The following is an 18,788-nucleotide window of genomic DNA, read 5'->3' as shown; positions in this document are numbered from 1 at the left end:
GACGCCACGCTAACGACGGCAGGGCGCGGGCCCCTCCATCATGGCTTGGGACATACAGAGATGAGGTGGCACGTGCCCGATGTCAGGACATTCGTACGAGGACGGTGGCGGCGTCTCATGGCCATCGTCATGGCGGTGCTTGTGGTGACCACGAGCACCGCATCCGCCGCCAAGATCCAGAACATCGTGCCGAACAGCAACTACAACAGTATCTGCGTGAAGGGCGACAAGTACGGCAGCGGGAACGTGTGCCAGACCGACAACACCTACTGGACGATCTTCCGGGAGAACACGCTCGAGTCGATTGACAAGGAGCGCGTGAAAACGGTGCTGCAGGAGCAATTCGGTCCCACCGATCTGGAGGTCCACTTCCCGAGCGACCCGGTATGGACCGGCGACAACGAAACGGACCTCATTTTCGCCGAAGGCGACGTGCCGGGGGACAACGAGGGCATCACCTGGTGCGACGACCCCATGCAAATGTACGCGTGCGACCAGCACATGGTACGCATCCAGTCGGGCCACTACACCTACGGGCTCATCTGTCATGAGGCGGGACATGCCGTCGGGCTGCTGCACGGGCAGAACGCCTGGCCGCAGGTGGGCAACCAGCACCATCAGCTCGGCTGCATGAAGAAGACCCCGCCGTACGACGCCGTGCTCGGCAGCGTCAACAAGGACAATATCAACGGCGTCTACTGAGGAGCCGGTCGTGAAACGTGGGAGAGTATGGGCGGCCGCCACGGCGGGCGCGGTTCTTGCCGGCATCCTCGTCGTGTCGGCCCTCGCGGCTGACGGAGAGCGGGCCGAGTACGATGGCGGACGCGCGGGCGGGGTCGTCCTGGCGCACGGGTCGGACCGGCTGCCGAACCACACCGCCTCGGACTGGGTGACGTACGCCGACCACGCGGTCGTCGTCACCGTCAAGGCGGAGCGTGAGCTGGCCGCGGACCAGGAGGAGCTCGAGGCCGGACAGGGCTACCTGCCCCGCGAGGTCACCCTCGAGGTCAAGGACACGCTGTGGTCCCGCGACGGCGCCGCGAAGCCGGCCCCGGTGCCGGAGTTCGCCTGGTCGGCCGCCGGCTGGACGTTCGGCGAGAAGGGAAGGCGCCCGCTGGCGGTGGAAGGCCGGCCCCGCCTTGAGCTCGGCCACACGTACATCATGGCCATCGTCTGGGTGCCCGCGTTCACCGATGGCGGGGAGGCCGTCCCCGGCCGGTGGCGTGGGCTCGGGGAGAGTTCGGTGCTGCCGTACGACGGCGGAGTGATCGGTGACGGTGAGTTGGAGGGCCGGATCCAGTCCGCTGCGGTGACCATGGACCAGCGGGCGTCCGAAGGGCCGGACGGCCCGTCCCTCGAACAGGCCATGACGGGCAAGGGCGCGGCCGACCTCGCCGCCGCTCTGGACGCGGCGCGGCCCGGCGAGCGGCAGGACTTCGGCCCCCGCTGACGCTGCCGACGGCCGCACAGCCAGCCGATCGTGCCGTTCTCGCAGCCGGCCCGATGGTCGATCTGAAGGTGGTGCAGGTGCCGACGCTGTAGGTGTTGCGGTGCAGCCTATTCGCCGGTGTCCGCGCGTTCAGGTCTCAGTAGGGACGACCTGAACTGGCGCGGCGATTGACCGTAGGCCGTGCGGAAGGCGCGGCTGAAGTCGGCGGCGCGGCGAAATCCCCAGCGGGTGGCGATTCTGTGGATAGGGATGTTGATCAGAGCGGTGTCGGCGAGGTCGCGACGGGCGCGTTCCAGTCGTTGGTCGCGTATCCAGGCTGAAACGGTGTGGCCGTGCTGTTGAAAGAGGCGGTGCAAGTAGCTGACGGAGATGTGGTGTGCGGCGGCGATGGAGCGTGGGCTGAGGTCGGGGTCGTAGAGATGGCGTTGGATGGTGGTGCGTATGCGTTGGGTGAGGGCTTGTGGCTGGGAGCCCGGTCTTGGGGTGGGGCTGGATTCGAGGAGGCTGGAGAAGCATGCGGTCACGAGATCTACCAGCACCATTCCGAGTCGTTGTCCATCGGCTGGGGTGAGTGTCAGTTTCTCGTTGGCCAGGTCTTGGATGAATCGTTTGAGTAGTGCGCTTACTCCGTTCTCGCTGGGCATGCCTTGTCCGAGCAGGGGCGTCATCGCGTCGCCTTGCAGGGGGAGCACTGGTTTGGGGATGGTGACCAGGGCCAGTTCGAGGGCGTTTCGTCCGTCGGGTTGCAGGTTCACTTCTTCGAGGTGGGTGAGGTCGTGGGCGTACAGGTCGCCTGCGTTGACTGTGTCGTGTCTTCCGGCCCATGTGGCGTTGACGGTGCCGTGCTTGGGCAGGATGAGTTGGACGATGTCCTCGTCGTGGGCCCGCGGGGGGTGAGCCTCTCGCTGGAGGCGTACCGAGCGAAATTTCATGACCTTCAGAACAGCCACACCGAGATCGACCACACGCCCACCGGTTGAGATATCGCATTCGCCGCTGGCGATGATCTCAGGCGATAAATCCGTACTAGAGTCCCGATCTCTCCAACTCGTTGTCCGCAAGCGATCTGTCACTTTCCCACTCACTCGTATCTCCGCTCGCATCGTCAGTCTGTGGCGCGCCGAGCCTGGTCGCGTCGTGGGCTCCACGACGACCGCGCGTCCCCGCCGCGGCACTCTTGCTCCGGGCCTCCCGTTCGACGGCTGAGATGCAGCCGACGACGCCCGCGTCCAGCGGGGCCAGGCTCGTGGCTCCCCAGCGCAGGACGTCTCTTCGAGCGGGCGGGTTGCACATGGTGGAATCCCTCCGTCGGCCGCGGGATAAATTCCGGTCTGAAGTTAATCTCCGGGCAATGGCGCCGTCAAGACATCTGACGCCAGTAGGTCAAGCCTGGGCGACGCATCGACGCTTGAGGGTAGGCCTATTATCTTTCGAGCACAACTTATGGGCAGGGAACTACTACAGAGATCGACTTGGATGTTCCCTCGAGGTCGAGGTCGAGGTCGGCCTGGTGGGGCCGGCGAGTGCCCCGACGGCGGATGGCCGGAGACGGTCGCGAGCACCTCCCGGCCGATGCCCTCGGCGGCCACCGCGGCGGCGCGAAAGCCCGCGCCTGGGCGCGCACCACGGCGTAGGCCGGCAGGCCCCGGCGCAGGAAACCCGGCTCGGCCCGCTCCCGGCGGATCCTCTGAGCGGCTCACGGCCGCGTCGTCGCGCTGGAGCGAACGCCGCGAAGGCGTGCTGTCGACGGTCATTTCGCTCTCCTTGCAACAAAGTTCAGGTTTAACTTTCGCTAAAAGTTAAACCCATGGCCAGCCTCTGGTAGGGTCTGAACACGGTTGGCTCGCCTGTTGACGGGCTTGGTGTTCGAGCCGTTTAATTCCATTGCGCAGAGAATGTGCGTAGGGGAGTGATGGGCCATGCGGAGCCCGACTGCGGCTTCTCGTGCCGCGGCGACTTTCGACGTGCGCAGGCACAACGTGGCCGCGCTGCTGCGGGCGCTCCTCAAAGAGGGGCCCGCTCCACGCATCGATCTCGCCGAACGGCTCCGCCTGAGCTCGGGAGCGACCACCCGCATCACGGCTGAGCTGACGCGGGCGGGGTTGCTGGAGGAGCTGCCCGCACTCGTGTCGGGCGACGCCGGCCGCCCGCGCGTGCCGCTCGACCTCGCCTCCTCGCGTTTCCACGCCGTGGGCATCCATGTGGGCCTGCGCCGCACCACCATCGGACTGGTGGACCTGCGCGGCCGGCTCGTCGGCAGCTCCGTGCGGGTCGAGCACGACGGCGAGCTCGACCCCGCTGTGGTGGTCACCGAGGCCGCCGATCGTGTGGCCGAGCTCGCCCGGGAGACCAGCGCGAAGATCATCGGCACCGGCTTCACCACCGTCGGCCGGGTCGACGGGGCCTCCGGCCGCATAAGAGACCAGGACGTGCTCGGCTGGACCGACGTCGACGTCCCGGCGCTGGCAGCCGGCCGCTTTCCCGGGTTCCTCGTCGTCGAGTCGACCCAGCGCGCCCTGTGCAAGGCGGAGATGTGGTTCGGGGCCCATCGGACCATTCAGGACTTCGTGCACTTGTTCATCGGCAACGTGATCGGCGCTGGTATCGTCATCGGCCGCGAGCTGCACCACGGTCAGGGTGAGGGTGCCGGGCAGATCGCCCATCTCCCGCTCTCCCGGCCCGCTCAGATGCCGTGCGACTGCGGCCGCGGCGCCTGTCTCATGTCGGTCGCCGGCGATCGTGCCGTTGTCGGCCGGGCCGTACGCGAAGGGCTGCTCGGTGAGGGGCAGACGATCCACGATTTGGCCGAGCTCGCCCGCGGCGGTGACGCCTTGGCCGACTACCTGCTGCGCGAGCGTGCCCGTGCGATCGGCGAGGCCGTCGTGATGGTGATGGACCTGCTCGCCCCCGACGCGGTCATCGTCTTCGGCACGCCATTGCTGGTGCCCGGCCACATCGACGAGATCCGCGGAGAGGCGCGGCGGTGGATGCGGCGGGAGTTCGACGCCGAAAACGTGATCACACCGAGCGCCCTCGACGACAACGCGCCCGTGATCTCCTCCGCCACCTGCGTGCTCGAGCGCTTCTACGCCGACCCCTTCGCGCTCATAGGCTGAGCCTTCATGGCCACTTCCGATGGCACGGTCCTGGAGCGAACGAGGTCGCCGAGGCCTGCGCGCGAGACGATTCATCGGCCTTGGCCCGCCTGTTCGCCAGGGAGGAGCTGACGTCCCGTGCCACCTGATCGGGTGAGCGGTAGCGATCTGAGGCTGTTCTGGGAAGGCGCTTTCGGACTGCCGCCGAACGTGTGTGCCGTCGACCAAGCGTGCTCATCGGCCGCCGAACCTCGAAGATCCCTGCGCGGTGTTGTGCTTCAGCCGCCGTGGCGCCGGTAACTGCCGGGCGGTGACCCGTACTGACGTTTGAAGGCATGGGTGAAGGTGTACTGCGAGCTGTAGCCGACCTGCTGGGCGATCGTGTCGACGGGGGCGTCGGAGGTGCGCAGGAGCCGGGCGGCGGTGGTCATCCGCCACCATGTCAGGTAGGTGAGCGGTGGCTGGCCGACCAGATGGGTGAATCGCCGGGCGAAGGCGGCGCGCGACAGGCGTGCCTGCGCTCCCAGCTCCTCGACGGTCCATTGCCGGCTGGGGTCTCCGTGGATGGCGCGGAGGGCGGCGGCGACGGCGGGGTCATGCAGGGCCGCGGCCCAGCCGGTGGCGGAGTGGCCGGAGACGCTCTGTTCTTCGAACCACGCGCGCAGGATGTAGAGCAGGAGAAGATCCAGCAGGGTGAGCAGGATGGTGTCGGAGCCAGGGCGAGCGTCGTTGTCCAGTTCCACGCCGAGGAGCTCGACCGCAGCGCGGAGTTCCCTGTGGCGCCCTACTTGCGTCGGCAGGTGGATGACCTCGGGCAGATCGTTCAGGAGCGGGTGCGGCCCGGATCCGTCCAGGAGGTAAGCGCCGCAGAGCATGACCACCGTCGGCGGCCGGTCGGCTGAGGTCTCTTCGTCGCGGCCGTCATGGGCTCCGGTGAGCGTTGTGGGCGGCTCGCTCACCGGGGTGGACGGTTCGTCGGCCAGGCCGTGTGCGGATCCACGCGGCAGGAAGGCCACATCGCCCGGCCCGAGGGCGATCGGCTCACCCTGCGACGGGAGCAGCCAGCACGTTCCCTGGAGAACGATGTGGAACCCGGCGGACGGCACCGGCGGGAACCGCTCGGCGAAGGGAGCAGATTTGCTCACCCGGCCCGAGTGGGGTCGACCGGTGCGCGCCGCACTCACCACATCAGACAGGACATCCACGCGGCCAGTGTAACGAACATCGACTTGGAAAGACGATGGCGCAAACTTGAGAGCGCATCACGCATTCAATCGTCTTTGTCAGCCGCCTACTGTGCTGCTGGGCTGAGCGACCGCGCAGCTCCCATCGTGAGGAGACGACATGAAGATCGCTGTTTACGGCGCGAGTGGATACCAGGGAAAGCTCGTGCTCACCGAACTGGCGCGACGCGACATCGAGATGGCCCTGGCCGGACGTGATCTCGCGCGCTTGGAGGCGGCCGCCTCGGCGGTCGGCCTCTCCGACGCTGAACGACGCGTGGCCGGCACCAGCGACCATGCGGCGCTTGTGAGCGCGTTCAGCGGCTGCGACGGCGTCATCAACTGTGCCGGGCCATTCACCTCCTCGGGTGAGGCCGTGGTCCGCGCCGCGATCGCCGCCGGCTGTCACTACGTCGACACCTCAGGCGAGCAGCTCTACGTCAAGAAGATCTTCGACAGCTGCACCACGGAGGCGGAGAACGCCGGGGTCACCGTCGTACCCGCCGCCAACGACGGCTGCGTCCCGGTGGACCTCATGGCTCACATCCTGGCCGAACGCCTGGAGACGGTCGAAGAGATCATTACCACCCACGTGGTCGTCGGGGGCGGCGGCATGTCGCGCGGCTCGCTGCGTTCGGTGGTCGAAACGATCGACGCCATCAAGGCGGGAGGCCTGGTATATGACGACGGCGACTGGCGCTTCGGCATGCCCGCCCGCCACACCACGATCCGGCTGCCCGGACAGTCGGAGGAGACCCCGGTGATGGCCTTCCCCGTGTCGGAGGTGGTCACCATTCCCCGTCACATCCGCGTCCGGCATGTCCAGGGCCTGACCGAGGCGGCGTTGGGCGACCAGCTGAACACCCCGCTCACATCGGAAATCATCGACAACCTGCCGGAAGGACCCGATGAGGACAGCCGCCGCACCCAGCACTTCACCTACGTGATCGACGCCACCAGCGCCGACGGCCGCCGCGCCCGCGGCATCGTCCAAGGCCCAGACACCTACGGCACGACCGCGGTGATCGCCGTCGAAAGCGCCCGCCGTTCCATCGCCGACCCCGCGAAGCCGGGGGTACTCGCACCCGCCCAGGCCTTCCACCCGGCCGCCTTCCTCGACTTCCTCATCCCGCACGGAGTCCAGTGGATCATCGAGGACGCGCCGGCAACCTGACCATGAGCCTTCTCGGCCACGGTGTGTGATCGTCTTAGCTGCGTGCCCTGGCGCGCAGCGCGGCGAACACCGATTCGTCATCGGAGCAGGTCGTCAGCACCGCCGTCTCCAAAGCGGCCGATGCCTGCGGGCACGTACGCAGCGGAGGGTTGTCCCCGGACTCCAGGCACCACAGCGAAGATCCCTCCCGCGTACGGCTGCTGACAGAGTTCCGACTCTGACAGGCCCACTCGGGCGCTGGTCACGTACAACGTGTCGAGATCGGCACCGCCGAAGGCGCAGCTGGTCACTTTGCGCGCGGGGATCTCGACGGTCATGACGAGTCCTCCCTCCGGCGCGAACCGCTGAACGGCCCAGCCCTCCCACAGGGCAACCCACAGGTATCCCTCGGCGTCGACGGTCAGCCCGTCAGGACGGCCGCGGTCGATGTCGATGAGGCGGCGCCGGTTGGCGAGCGCCCCGGTTTCTGGGTCGTGGTCGAAGGCGTCGACGCCGCCGGTGGGGGAGTCCGCGTAGTAGAAGGTGCGTCCGTCGGGGCTCCAGCCGAGGCCGTTGGACACCGAGACGCCGGTCACCACGGTATGGAGTGTGCCGTCAGGGTCGAGGCGGTAGAGCGCGCCCGCGCCGCCGGTGCCGGGGAGCAGGGTTCCGGCCCAGAAACGTCCCCAAGGGTCGGCCTTGCCGTCGTTGAACCGGCCGCCGGGCGGATCGGTGTCCACCTCGTGCAGGACCGTGCGTCCCGAGCCGTCAGCGGCGCAGCTGATGATCCCTGTGGCCGTGGCCAGCAGCAGGCTGCCGTCGCGACGGGAGGCCACGGCGCCGACGGCCTCGCTCGCCTCGAAGCTCACGTCCTCGCCGGTCGCGGGGGAGAAGCGGTGTACCCGGCCGGCCGGGATGTCCACCCACCACAGCCCTTGCCGTCCGGTGTCCCAAACAGGGCTCTCCGCCACCGTCGCCCGCGCGTCGAGTACCAGGTCGACCGCGGTCATGGCCGGGGTGCCGCGACGCTTTGATGGGCGAGGAAGGGCAGCAGGCCGGGCAGCCCTCCCTCGTAGCCGATGCCGCTGTCGCCGCGGCCGCCGAAGGGGATCTCCGGGGTGGCGGGGGTGGCCACGTTGACGCCCGCGATTCCCACATCGAACCGGGCGAGCAGTTCCGCGCCGGCGGTGGCGTCGCCGGTGCAGACGTACCCGGCCAGGCCGTGTCCGGTTGCCGCGGCGTCGGTGATCGGCTCCTTCAGATCGGTGAAGGAGCGGACCAGGGCGACGGGTCCGAAGACCTCCTCCCGCCACTCGGGCCTGTCCGTGGGCGGGTCGACGACCAGCGTCGGCGCGACGTGCCAGCCGCCGCTCTCGGGCCGCGGGCCGCGGTGCACCGAGGCGCCTGCCGAGGCGAGGGCGGCGGTCAAGTCGTCCAGGCGTTCGGCTATCTCGCGGGTGCGTACGGGGCCGAGGGTCGTGTGCTCGTCCAAAGGGTCGCCGGGAACCAGGGTCGAGACTTGTTCGGTGAGGCGGCTCACGAAATCCGCGCGCACGTCCTCGTGCACCCAGACGTTGTTCGCGGCGATGCATGAGGCTCCGTTGTTGCGGAACTTCGCCACCATCAGCGTGTCCACGGCCTCGTCGAGGTTGGCGTCGGCCAATACGACGAACGGGGCGCGCCCGCCGAGCTCCATCACCACGGGCTTGAGAGCGGCTCCGGCCGCCTGCGCGACGGTGCGGCCGACGGTGGTGGAGCCGGTGAAGTGCAGCAGGCGAACACGGTGATCGTCCAGCCAGGCGCCGACGATTTCCGGCCCGTCCCCGGCCACCGTGTTCAGCAGGCCTTCGGGGAGCATGGGCTCGCAGGTCTCAGCGACGGCGAGGCTCGACAGCAGGGAAAGCTCGGAGGGTTTGAAGACCACGGCGCAACCGGCGGCCAGAGCGGGTGCGATCTTGCGGGCGGGAATGGAGGCGGGGAAGTTCCACGGTGTCAGGACGGCGGCCACGCCGACCGGTCCGGTGCGGACGAGGTGCCGCAGGCCGGGGCGTACCGAAAGCACCTGGTCAGTGAGGGTATGCGTGAGGTCGGCGTACCAGTCGAAGTAGTCGGCGGCCAGGGCGAGCTCGGCGGTCGCCTCACGCAGGCACTTGCCGGTCTCGCGGGCGATGGTCTCGGCCAGGTCGTGGGAGGCGCGCAGCCGTCCGGCGATCGCGCGCAGCGCCGTACCCCGTTGCGGGGCCGGCGTGGTGCGCCACTCCTCCAGTGCGGCGGCGGCGAGGTCCACGGCGCGTGTGGCGTCGCGGCCGGTGCCCGCGGCGACGTGCCGGATCGGCCGCCCGGTCGCGGGCTCGACCACCTCGTAACGGGGCCCGTCACCGGCATAGGGGCGGCCGCTCAGCCGTACCCCGGAGATGTCGTCTTGCATGATCGGTCCTTCCTGCGTCATTCGGCCTTGCCGCGTAGCACGGCCAGGTAGCGGCGCGCGCTGTCCGCCAGCCGGTTCCAGTTCTTGTCTCTGACGGCGTCCGCGTCGATCAGCCCGGCACCGACCCCCACTGTCGCGCAGCCGGCCAGCAGGCACTGTCTGCCGAGCTCGGCGGTGACCCCGCCGGTGGCCAGCAGCGGCACGTCTGGAAGCGGCTGGCGCAGTTGTTCGACGTACGCGGCCCCGGCGGGTGCGATGGGGAAGATCTTGACGAGGTCCGCGCCGGCGGCGTGTGCCCGGACGACCTCGGTCGGCGTGAACGCTCCGGGGATCGAGGCCAGCCCAGCCGCCTTCGTCGCCGCGACCAGCTCCTCGTCCAAATGAGGCGAGAGCAGGAACGACGCTCCCGCGTCCGCGGCAGCTCTGACGTGGCCGATCGTTCGTACGCTGCCCGCCCCGGCCAGCGCGCCGCCGCCGAGGCGTCGCGACAGTCCGGCGATCGAGGCGAGCGCGCCGGGGCTGTCCATGGTCGTTTCGAAGGCCGTCACGCCGGCGGTGTGGAGGGCGTCGGTGGCCGCGAGGACGTCGTCCGTGCCCAGGCCGCGGTAGATGACCAGAAGTTCGGGGAATTCCATGCCTCTCACCAGTTCGTGAAGGATCCGTCGCCCCGGAACAGGCGCGGCGGCTCGTTCCAGACAGACGTATGCGCAGCCGTCAGCGCGTCGAGGTCGACGTGCAGGCCGAGGCCCGGCCCCTCCAGCGGCAGCAGACTCCCGTCGCGCCACTCGGGTGCCGTGGGGAACACTTCGGGCAGCAGGTCGCGGGGAATGTAGGGCTGCTCCTGGACGCCGAACGCGGTGCACGCCAGGTTGAAGTGGAGCGCCGCGGCGGTGGCCACCGGGCCGAGGGGGTTGTGCACGGCCACGCGGATGTAGTGCGTCTCGCACCAGCCGGCGATCTTCGTGGCCTCGGTGAGCCCGCCCGCGATGCACAGGTCGATCCGGGCGTAGTCGACCAGTTCCTCCTCGATGAGCGGCCGGAACTCCCACTTCGACGCCAGCTGCTCGCCGGCCGCCAGCGGCACGGCCGTGCGTTCGCGCAGCCTGCGGTAGGCGCCGCGGTTCTCGCACCGCAACGGGTCCTCGACGAACAGCGGGCGCAGTGGTTCCAGCTCACGACAGAGCAGCACCGCCTCGGGCGGGTCGAGACGGGTGTGCACGTCGAGAATCAGGTCGATGTCCTCGCCTACTGCCTCCCTGGCCGCGGCGAAGAACTCGACGCCCATGCGTACCGCCGCCCGGGGCTCGAAGGTTCCTCCGGACGCGGGCAGTGCCAGTCGCAGCGCCCGCCATCCAGCCTCGCGCAGTTCCGCGCAGGCCCGCGCGGCCTCGGCGGGATCGTTTCCTTCGGGTCGTACGTGCGTGTAGCACGGGACGCGGTCGCGGACCTGGCCGCCGAGCAGGACGTGCACGGGTACGCCGAGCGCCTTGCCTTTGATGTCCCACAGCGCGATGTCGACGGCGGCGATGGCCGAGGCCAGCACCCGGTCGGCGGGGAAGAATCCGCCGCGCGACATCACCTGCCACAACTGCTCCGTGCGCAGCGGGTCCTGGCCGACGAGCAGCGGCCTGAGGTGGTCGAGGGCTCCGCACACGGCCGCCCCGCGGCCGGCGAGCCCCGATTCGCCGATGCCGAGCACGCCTTCGTCGGTGTCGACGAGCACGAACAGGTAGGTGCGCCGCCCACCCCGCGCGGGCACCGCGCGAACCCCGGTGATCTTCAAGCCGTCTCCTCGCTGAAATGGCAGGCCGACCAGCGGCCCGGTGCGAGTTCGCGCGGGACCGGCCGCTTCGTGCGGCAGATGTCCCGTCCCGCCCGGATGGCGCATCGCGTGTGGAAGGGACAGCCGGAGGGGGGCGAGAGCGGGCTGGGCACCTCCCCGGACAGCGGCACGTGGCTCCGATGGCGTTCGAGCGCGGGATCGGGCTCGGGCACCGCCGACAACAAAGCGGCCGTGTACGGATGCAGCGGCTTGGCACAGACCTCGTCGGCTGGGCCTTCCTCCATGATTTGCCCGAGGTACATCACCGCGATGCGGTCGCTCATGTGCCTGACCACGGCGATGTCGTGGGCCACCAGCAGGTAGGCGATGCCGAGCCGGTCCTTCAGATCGAGCAGCAGGTTGACGATCTGTGCCTGGAGCGAGACGTCGAGGGCGGAGACGGGCTCGTCCAGCACCAGCACCGACGGGCCCACGGCCAGGGCCCTGGCCAGGGCGATGCGCTGGCGCTGGCCGCCGGAGAAGTCACGCGGCAGGCGGGCCGCCATGGCCGCGTCGAGCCCCACCAGCTCCAGCAGCTGGGCCACCTTGCGCTCGATCTGGCCCGGCTCCGCCAACCTGTGGATGCGCAGCGGCTCGGCCACCAGGCGGCCGACGGTGTGCCGAGGGTTGAGCGAGGCGTAAGGGTCCTGCAGGACGAGCTGGACCTGCCGGCGCAGCTCCGTCAGCATGCGGCCGTCGGTGGCCGTCAGGTCGTGGTCCCGCACGAGCACGGACCCCGAATCGGGCTTCTCCAGGCCCAGGAGGATGCGGGTGAGCGTGGACTTGCCGCAGCCCGACTCGCCGACCAGCCCGAGCGTCTCGCCTGCGGCCAGACTCAGGCTCACGCCGCGTACGGCCCTGACCTTGCCGTTGGCGCGCCGGCCGAGCCCGCGCCCCCGCACCGGGTAGCTCTTGTGCACGTCGCGCAGAACCAGAACGTCACGGGCGGCCTCGGACGGCAGGGACGATCGCGCGGGGGTGGGCTCGCCACGTTGGGCCGCGTGGGCGGGGACGATGAGTTCGGCGCGTCCGGCCGGACGTTCGGCGGCCGCCAGGCGCAGCCCGTCGTCCGTGACCCAGCAGGCAGCGCGGTGGCCTGGATCACGCTCCGTCAACGGCGGAGCCGCTGCGTGGCAGCGGTCCTCGGCGAATGCACAGCGCGGCGCGAAGGCACAGCCGCTCAGGGAACGGCGCAGGTCCGGCGGCCGCCCCGGGATGGACTCCAGCCGATCGGTGCGATGGGTGAGCCGGGGCACCGACCTGAGCAGGCTCCACGCGTACGGATGCCGCGGCGCGTCGTGCAGAGCGGTCGCGGGGGCCTCCTCGACGATCTGGCCCGCGTACATGACCAAGACCCGGTCGCACAGCCGGGCCACCAGGCCGAGGTTGTGGGTGATGATGGCGACGGCGGTGCCCAGTTCCTTGTTCAACCGCGCGAACACCTCCAGGATCTGTGCTTGCACGGTGACGTCCAGTGCGGTGGTGGGCTCGTCGGCGATGATGAGCGACGGGTCACCCGCCAGGGCGATGGCGATCATGACGCGCTGGCGCATGCCGCCGGAGAACTGGTGCGGATAGTCGGCCAGCCGTCGCACGGGGTCGGGCACCCCGACGAGGTCCAAGAGCTCGGCGACCCTGGCCCGGGCGCGGCGGCGGTCGTAGCCGTGTGCCCGTACAGCCTCCGCGACCTGTTCGCCGATGGTCATGACCGGGTTGAGTGAGGACAGGGGGTCCTGGAAGACCATGCCGATTTCGCCGCCACGCAGCCGGGCGAGCTCGGCTGCGGACATGTCGAGGATCTCGCGTCCCCGGTGGCGGATGGAGCCGGAGGCGATCCGGCCCGGGTCGCGTACGAGCCGCAGCACGCTCCTCGCCGTCACCGATTTGCCGGAGCCCGACTCGCCGACGATGGCGAGGGACTCGCCAGGATGGACGTCGAAGCTCACCCCGCGCACGGCCTGCACGCGGCCGCGCCGGCTTGGGAAGTCGACCCGCAGGTCGCGCACCTGGAGCAGGGGGTCTTGGTTGTCGTTCACGGATTCTCCAGGGGGTCATCCGCGGCGCAGGGCCGCGTTGAGTGCGTCGCCGAGCAGGTTGAGTCCGATGACCAGCCCGGTGAGCACGGCGATGGGAGCCAGCACGCCCCAGTGCTGCTCCGCCAGGTAGGGAAGGCCCTTCTCGATCATTCCGCCGAGCGATGGGGCGGGCGGCTGGATGCCGAAGCCCAGCAGGCTGAGCGCCCCCTCCAAGAACACGGCGCCCGCGGCGGACATCACGAAGTTCACCACGAGCGCGTCGATCGCGTTCGGCAGGATGTGCCTCACCAGGATCGCGATGCGGGAGGCGCCCACGACCCGGGCGCCGGTGACGTAGTCCCGCTCGCGCTCGGTGAGCACCGCCGTCCGGGTCAGCCGGGCGGTGACGGGGATGCCGCTGATCACGATGACGATCAGCACGGTGGAGAAACCAGGTCCGAGGAACGCCGCCAGCGCCGCTCCCAGAATCACCGTCGGGAAGGCCAGCTTGACGTCGAGCACTCGCTGGACGAGCACGTCCGCGACTTTGTGCGTGGTCGAGAGCAACCCGACGGCCATGCCGATCGCCTTGCCGAGCGGCACCGCCAGGACGATGATGATCACATCTTGCCGGATGCCGTGAAGCAGCCGCGAGAACACGTCCCTGCCCAGGTCGTCGGTGCCGAACCAGTGTCCGCCGGACGGCCCTTGGAGCACCGCGCCCGTCTGCTGGAAATCCGGTGCGTACGGACTGAGCCACGGCGCGAGCACGCCGGCCGCGACCAGCACCAGGACGATCGCCGCGCCCGCCGCGCCTCCTGGGGCGCGCAGCACCCGAGGCGTTCTCATGACGCCTCACCCTCCAGCCGGACGCGCGGGTCGAGGGCCGCGTGGATCAGGTCGCTGACCAGTTGCACGGCGATGAAGACGACGACGAAGTAGACCACCAGGTCCTGGATGATCAGATAGTCATGGTTGGCGACTGCGTTCGCCAGCACCTGGCCGAGCCCGGGCCAGGCGAACACCGCCTCGATGACCACCGCGCCGCCGAGCAAGTGGCCGACGCGCACGCCCATCACCGTGACGACCGGCGGCAGGGCGTTGGGCAGCGCATGCCGCCACAGCACCCGCCGGGAGGAGACGCCCTTGGCGTACGCGGTGTCGAGGTACTCTTCTTCCAGTTGCCTGCGCAGCTCAGTCTCCAAGAACCGGCCGACCACCACCCCCGAGTGCAGGCCCAGAGCGATGGCAGGCATGGCCAGGTACTGGATGCCGATCTCCGGGTCGGCGAGCAGCGGCTCGCGGCCGCCCGCTGGCAGTAATCGCACAGTGATCCCGAAGAGCAGGATCAGCAGGATGCCCAGGACGTACTCGGGCACGCCGAAGATGAGCGCGCTGGCGCCGCGGAGCAGTGCCTGCGGCACCCGCCGTCGTACGGTGGCCGCGGCGATGCCGAATATCGCCCCGGTGATCGCCGTGACGACCAGGCTGGCGAGAGCCAGCTCCACGGTGGCGCCCGCCGCCGCGCCGAGGGTCTCGACGATCGGCGCGCCGGAGATGTAGGAGGTGCCGAGGTCGCCGGTGACGAGGCCGTAGGCCCAGTCCGTGTACTGCCACAGCAGAGGCTGGTCCAGGCCCATGCGCTCTTCCAGGGCGGCAACGGCGGCAGGATCGGCCTGTTCGCCGAGGATGACCGAGGCGGGGCTGCCGGGCAGCAGGCCCACCAACAGGAACACGACGATCGAGGTCAGGATGACGGTGAGCGCCGCGGTCGGGAGCCGGCGGGCGAGGTAGGGCAACACGTGTCAGACCACCGTGGATTCGCCCAGGAACACGTCGTCCCAGACAGAGTAGTCCCAATGGGAGACACCGCGGGTGACGGCGGTGGGTGTGGCGTGCACGAGGTCACAGCAGAAGGCCGCGTCCAGGACGAACTCAGTGACGGCGTCATAAGCGGCGCGCTGTTCGTCCTTTCCTGCAGCGCGCAAAGTGGCCGCGGCGAGCTTCTCGTACTGCGCAGATGCGAAGTTGAACAGGTTCTGCGTGGTCCGGTACGGCATGGCGCTGTAGAGGAGGTTGGCGGGGGAGAGGTTGGTGTAGCCGTGCTGGCCCATGAACATGCCTTCGAAGGTACGGCTCTCGATGCGCTCCTGCTGCTGGGTGGCGTTGAGCACGCGCAGTCGCGGTTGCAGCCCGGCCTCGCGCAGGTTGAACTCGACGACCTCGGCAACCTTGCTCACAGCCTGCGCCGATTCCAGCACCAGTTCGGTGCCCTCGGCTCCGGCCTCCTTGAGCATGCTTCGGGCGCGGGAAAGGTCGCGGGCGTAGTAGTCGGCGAGCCGCTGATTGTAGGCCGGGCTGGTGGCCGACCAGGCGGTGGCGTTCGGGGTGGCCTTACCGCGGTAGATCTCGTCGCTGATCCTGCCGCGGTCCAGCGCGTAGTGGATCGCCTGCCGTACCCGCTTGTCCTTCAGCGGTCCCGCGTTGACGTTGCAGCCGAGATAGACACCGGAGCTGTAGGTGTCGTAAGGGGTGACGGTGAATTTCCGGTCGGACTCCACCTGCTTGAGCTCCATGGGGCCGACCCCCGTGGCCAGGTGCACCTGTCCGGAGCGCAGTGCGGACATGCGGGCCTCGGGTTTGGTGATCACCCGTACCAGGACACCGTCGAGAGCCGGGCGGCCGGATTCCCAGTACTCCGCGTTGCGGTCGAGTCGCAGGCTGGTGCCCTGCCGGTACTCGCCGAAGGTGAAGGGGCCGGTGCCGATCACCTTGGCGCCGGTCATGAGCTCCGTGGCCGACTCCCGATCCAGGACGATCATCAAGGACAGCGCGTCGAAGAGGTTGTTCACCGGCTCGTCGAAAGCCAGCCGGACAGTTCTGGCGTCCACCGCCTTGACCTCAGCGAGCCGCTTGAGCAGCCAGGCGAAGGCGAACGGCGGCTGCATGTCGCGCTGGAACTCCATGGAGAAGCGCACATCATCGGCACTGAAGGGGCGGCCGGAGTGCCAACTGACGCCGTCGCGCAGGCTCAGGGTGATGACGCGGTCCCCGTCGCTCGTCTCCCACGCGGTGGCCAGCTCAGGGAGGATCTCGTGAGTTTTCCTGTCGAGGCGGATCAAGCTGTTGAAGACCTGCCTGCGCCACGTGGCGTTCTGGGCGGACTGGTTGACCACGGTCTTGGGGATGATGTCGGTGCCCTGCGCGATGACGAGCCGGCCGCCGCGCGAGCCCCCTCTGGCGCTCTTGCTCCTGGCTTCGAGCTCGACGGCGGACGTACAGCCGCTGACTCCCGCGCTTAGCAGCGCCATGCCGGCGACGCCCCAGCGTAGGAGGTCTCGCCGCGGCAGGTGGTCGGGATGGTTGCTCATGGTGGAATCCCTCCGTCGCGCGTCGGCGGGCAAGGCCGTTCGGCTGTGCCTTCCGGCTGCTCAACTAGTTAATTCCTGCTAGAAGTTAATATGTGGGCAACGGTGGCGTCAAGGCGTTCAGTGCAAGCAGGGCCGCGATGAATGAGCGTTGACGCTCCATGTCTTTGACTATTATCTTCAGACAGAAAATTATAGCCTGTCCAGTGGAGAGCCCATATGAGTCTGCGCATCAACGACCTCCGCCTGCGCCGTTTCCGCGCGACCCAGAGATCGACGTGGATGTTCCTCGAGGTCGAGACCGAGGGTGGTCTGGTGGGAACGGGGGAGTGCTCCGACAGCGGGTGGCCGGAACAGGTGCCGGAGACCGTCGCGCAACTGGCGTCGCGAGTGCTGGGGACCGATGCGGTGGCCGGTGGGCAGGACCTCTGCGACCGCCTGCGCCGCGAGTGCACGCTCTACGGCGACCGACGTACGCGATTCCTGCGGCGCACCGTCATCGGTGGCCTTGACATGGCCCTGGCCGACATCGCCGCTCAGGCGCAAGGGGTGCCGCTGTGGCAATGGCTCGGGGGTGAGCAGCGGGAAAGCGTTCCGGTTTACGCCAACATCAACCGCAGTGGTGGCAGGCGCCGGCCCCGGGACTTCGCCATCAAGGCCGCCGCCGCGGTCGCTGACGGCCATGGCAAGATCAAGGTGGCTCCCTTCGATGGGCCCCCGTTGCCGGGCTGGTCCATCGTGGACACCGGGCTTGCCATCGCACAGGCCGTACGGGAAGCCGTCGGCGAGGCCGCCGAGCTGATGATCGACGTGCATCACAAGCTCTCGAAGGAGGAGCTCGCCGCGGCCGTCCCACGCCTGGACGACCTCGGCGTCGCTTGGCTGGAGGACGCCGTGGACGTCACCGACCCCGACGCCGTGCGCTGGCTGGCCGCCCGTGCCAAGGCTCCCATCGCAGGCGGGGAGACCATCCACACCGCGGAGCAGCTGGCCGCAGCGCTTTCCACGGGCCACCTGAGGGTCCTGTTGCTCGATCCCAAGTACACCTCTGGCCTGACTCCGCTGATGCGCCTGGCCGAGCAGGTCACAGGAGTGGACGTGACCTACCACAATCCCTGCGGCCCGATCAGCACCGCCGTGTGCGCCCATCTGTCGACCATCCACCCCGACTTCACGCTGGTGGAGCTCATGTACGGCGAGGACGTGGACCGCACTGCTGTGGTCACACCGCCGGAGACCGTGATGGGGGCGAGCCTGCCCCTGGCCATGGCTCCCGGCCTCGGCGTCGGACTCACCCCCGGGCTTGCGTTCCTCCCGGAATCGGCGTGAGCGCCGGCCCATGGACGGTCCGGGGCGTCAGCCCTGTGCTGCCCACCCCTTTCGGCGCGGATGGCTCAATCGATCGCCGCTCTTTCGACCGGGTGAGCAGGCACACCTGGGAGCTGGGCGTCGGCTCGGTCATGTTCCCGGGCTTCGCCTCCGAGTATTTCGCGCTGAGCGACGCGGAGCGGTTGCGACTTCTGGCCGACCTGGGCGGGACCGTACCTCCGGGACGGGTCCTGATCGCCTCCGTGGTCGAGCACGCCACGCGTCATGCCATCAGGCAGGTCCGGCGGTGCGCCGACCTCGGCGCAGGCGCGATCAACGTGCTGCCGCCCCACTTCGGCTCCCCCGCGCGCCAGATGGTTCTCGACCATCTGGCCGCGGTCCTGCAGGCGGCCGGGCCGTTGCCGGTGATCGTACAGTTCGCTCCGCGCGACACCGGCACCCGGCTCGCCCCAGAGGACCTCACCGAGCTGTGCGCCCGCCATCCCAACCTGGCCGCGGTGAAGGTCGAATGCCGCTCTCCGGGGGCATACATCCGCGCGCTCACCAGGCACGGCGTCCCGTGCCTGGTGGGCAACGCCGGCATCGACCTCACCGAGGCGCTGGAGGCAGGCGCGGTAGGAGTGCAACCTGGCGGGGGCTTCGTCGAGCTCTACGTTCGCATCCTGCGCCTGTGGGACGCGGGGGAGCGCGACGCCGCCCGCACTCTGCACGCAAGACTTGCCCCGTGGCTGGAGACGTGGTGGCCGCAGCCGGGCCGGTCACTCGCGATGGGCAAGGCCATCGCCTGGCGCCGCGGCCTCATCGACGGCCCGAATTGCCGGGCACCCGGCCCGGAGAAGCCGGACCTGGCCGAGGTGGATCGGTTCATCGGCGAATTCGCCCTCGGGCGGCGGCGCCCCGAATGA

The 18,788-nt window shown here is 69.2% G+C and carries 16 protein-coding genes; 6 read left to right on the top strand and 10 right to left on the bottom strand.

Annotated features, from left to right (window positions below):
- Nucleotides 1–117: 117 nt before the first annotated feature.
- Complete coding sequence (locus ABGA98_RS38830) at nt 118–702, top strand: hypothetical protein (RefSeq protein WP_347623451.1); 585 nt, start codon at nt 118–120, stop codon at nt 700–702.
- Nucleotides 703–712: 10 nt separating this feature from the next.
- Nucleotides 713–1,450 carry a hypothetical protein gene (locus ABGA98_RS38825; protein ID WP_347623450.1) on the top strand — a complete coding sequence of 246 codons (738 nt, stop codon included), beginning with the start codon at nt 713–715 and terminating at the stop codon, nt 1,448–1,450.
- Nucleotides 1,451–1,557: 107 nt separating this feature from the next.
- Here ABGA98_RS38825 and ABGA98_RS38820 read toward each other — a convergent pair whose 3' ends face one another.
- On the bottom strand, nt 1,558–2,415 hold the full coding sequence (locus ABGA98_RS38820) for a helix-turn-helix transcriptional regulator (protein ID WP_347623449.1): 858 nt from the start codon (nt 2,413–2,415) through the stop codon (nt 1,558–1,560).
- Nucleotides 2,416–3,369: 954 nt separating this feature from the next.
- On the opposite strand from ABGA98_RS38820, the gene ABGA98_RS38815 reads away from it, so the two are divergent.
- Nucleotides 3,370–4,566: an ROK family transcriptional regulator gene (locus ABGA98_RS38815; protein WP_347623448.1), complete on the top strand. Its 1,197-nt coding sequence runs from the start codon at nt 3,370–3,372 to the stop codon at nt 4,564–4,566.
- A gap of 257 nt (nt 4,567–4,823) precedes the next feature.
- Here the strand turns inward: ABGA98_RS38815 and ABGA98_RS38810 are convergent, their stop codons facing one another.
- Nucleotides 4,824–5,750: an AraC family transcriptional regulator gene (locus tag ABGA98_RS38810; protein ID WP_347623447.1), complete on the bottom strand. Its 927-nt coding sequence runs from the start codon at nt 5,748–5,750 to the stop codon at nt 4,824–4,826.
- Between the two features lie 139 nt (nt 5,751–5,889).
- Here ABGA98_RS38810 and ABGA98_RS38805 point away from each other — a divergent pair, with 139 nt between their 5' ends.
- Nucleotides 5,890–6,942 (top strand): saccharopine dehydrogenase NADP-binding domain-containing protein, encoded by a 1,053-nt coding sequence (locus ABGA98_RS38805; protein ID WP_347623446.1) that lies wholly within the window; start codon nt 5,890–5,892, stop codon nt 6,940–6,942.
- A 77-nt stretch (nt 6,943–7,019) separates the two neighbouring features.
- On the opposite strand, the gene ABGA98_RS38800 is transcribed toward ABGA98_RS38805, so the two are convergent.
- The 8 genes from ABGA98_RS38800 to ABGA98_RS38765 are packed head-to-tail and all read right to left on the bottom strand — an operon-like array spanning nt 7,020 to nt 16,557.
- Complete coding sequence (locus ABGA98_RS38800; protein WP_347623445.1) at nt 7,020–7,931, bottom strand: SMP-30/gluconolactonase/LRE family protein; 912 nt, start codon at nt 7,929–7,931, stop codon at nt 7,020–7,022.
- Nucleotides 7,928–9,349, bottom strand: coding sequence for an aldehyde dehydrogenase family protein (locus ABGA98_RS38795; protein ID WP_347623444.1), 1,422 nt, complete (start codon nt 9,347–9,349; stop codon nt 7,928–7,930). The genes ABGA98_RS38800 and ABGA98_RS38795 overlap by 4 nt, the downstream gene beginning before the upstream one ends.
- 17 nt (nt 9,350–9,366) lie before the next feature.
- Nucleotides 9,367–9,984 (bottom strand): bifunctional 4-hydroxy-2-oxoglutarate aldolase/2-dehydro-3-deoxy-phosphogluconate aldolase, encoded by a 618-nt coding sequence (locus tag ABGA98_RS38790; protein WP_347623443.1) that lies wholly within the window; start codon nt 9,982–9,984, stop codon nt 9,367–9,369.
- 5 nt (nt 9,985–9,989) lie between these two features.
- Entirely contained in the window at nt 9,990–11,132 is a 1,143-nt protein-coding gene (locus tag ABGA98_RS38785) for a mandelate racemase/muconate lactonizing enzyme family protein (protein WP_347623442.1), read from the bottom strand.
- The gene (locus ABGA98_RS38780) at nt 11,129–13,207 is read right to left on the bottom strand and encodes an ABC transporter ATP-binding protein (RefSeq protein WP_347623441.1); all 2,079 of its coding nucleotides are present in this window, start codon (nt 13,205–13,207) and stop codon (nt 11,129–11,131) included. The genes ABGA98_RS38785 and ABGA98_RS38780 overlap by 4 nt, the downstream gene beginning before the upstream one ends.
- Before the next feature lie 15 nt (nt 13,208–13,222).
- Nucleotides 13,223–14,035, bottom strand: coding sequence for an ABC transporter permease (locus tag ABGA98_RS38775; protein ID WP_347623440.1), 813 nt, complete (start codon nt 14,033–14,035; stop codon nt 13,223–13,225).
- Nucleotides 14,032–14,988: an ABC transporter permease gene (locus ABGA98_RS38770; protein WP_347623439.1), complete on the bottom strand. Its 957-nt coding sequence runs from the start codon at nt 14,986–14,988 to the stop codon at nt 14,032–14,034. The genes ABGA98_RS38775 and ABGA98_RS38770 overlap by 4 nt, the downstream gene beginning before the upstream one ends.
- Nucleotides 14,989–14,991: 3 nt before the next feature.
- Nucleotides 14,992–16,557 carry an ABC transporter substrate-binding protein gene (locus tag ABGA98_RS38765; RefSeq protein ID WP_347623438.1) on the bottom strand — a complete coding sequence of 522 codons (1,566 nt, stop codon included), beginning with the start codon at nt 16,555–16,557 and terminating at the stop codon, nt 14,992–14,994.
- Between the two features lie 216 nt (nt 16,558–16,773).
- Here ABGA98_RS38765 and ABGA98_RS38760 point away from each other — a divergent pair, with 216 nt between their 5' ends.
- Nucleotides 16,774–17,883, top strand: a complete 1,110-nt coding sequence (locus ABGA98_RS38760; RefSeq protein ID WP_347623437.1) for a mandelate racemase/muconate lactonizing enzyme family protein — start codon at nt 16,774–16,776, stop codon at nt 17,881–17,883.
- On the top strand, nt 17,880–18,788 hold the full coding sequence (locus ABGA98_RS38755) for a dihydrodipicolinate synthase family protein (protein WP_347623436.1): 909 nt from the start codon (nt 17,880–17,882) through the stop codon (nt 18,786–18,788). Before ABGA98_RS38760 ends, ABGA98_RS38755 begins: the two co-directional genes overlap by 4 nt.

It is taken from the genome of Nonomuraea sp. B1E8 (assembly GCF_039871515.1).
Taxonomy (GTDB): Bacteria; Actinomycetota; Actinomycetes; order Streptosporangiales; family Streptosporangiaceae; genus Nonomuraea.
Note: the sequence above shows the minus strand (reverse complement) of the source record. Positions and strands in the feature narration are given on the sequence as shown.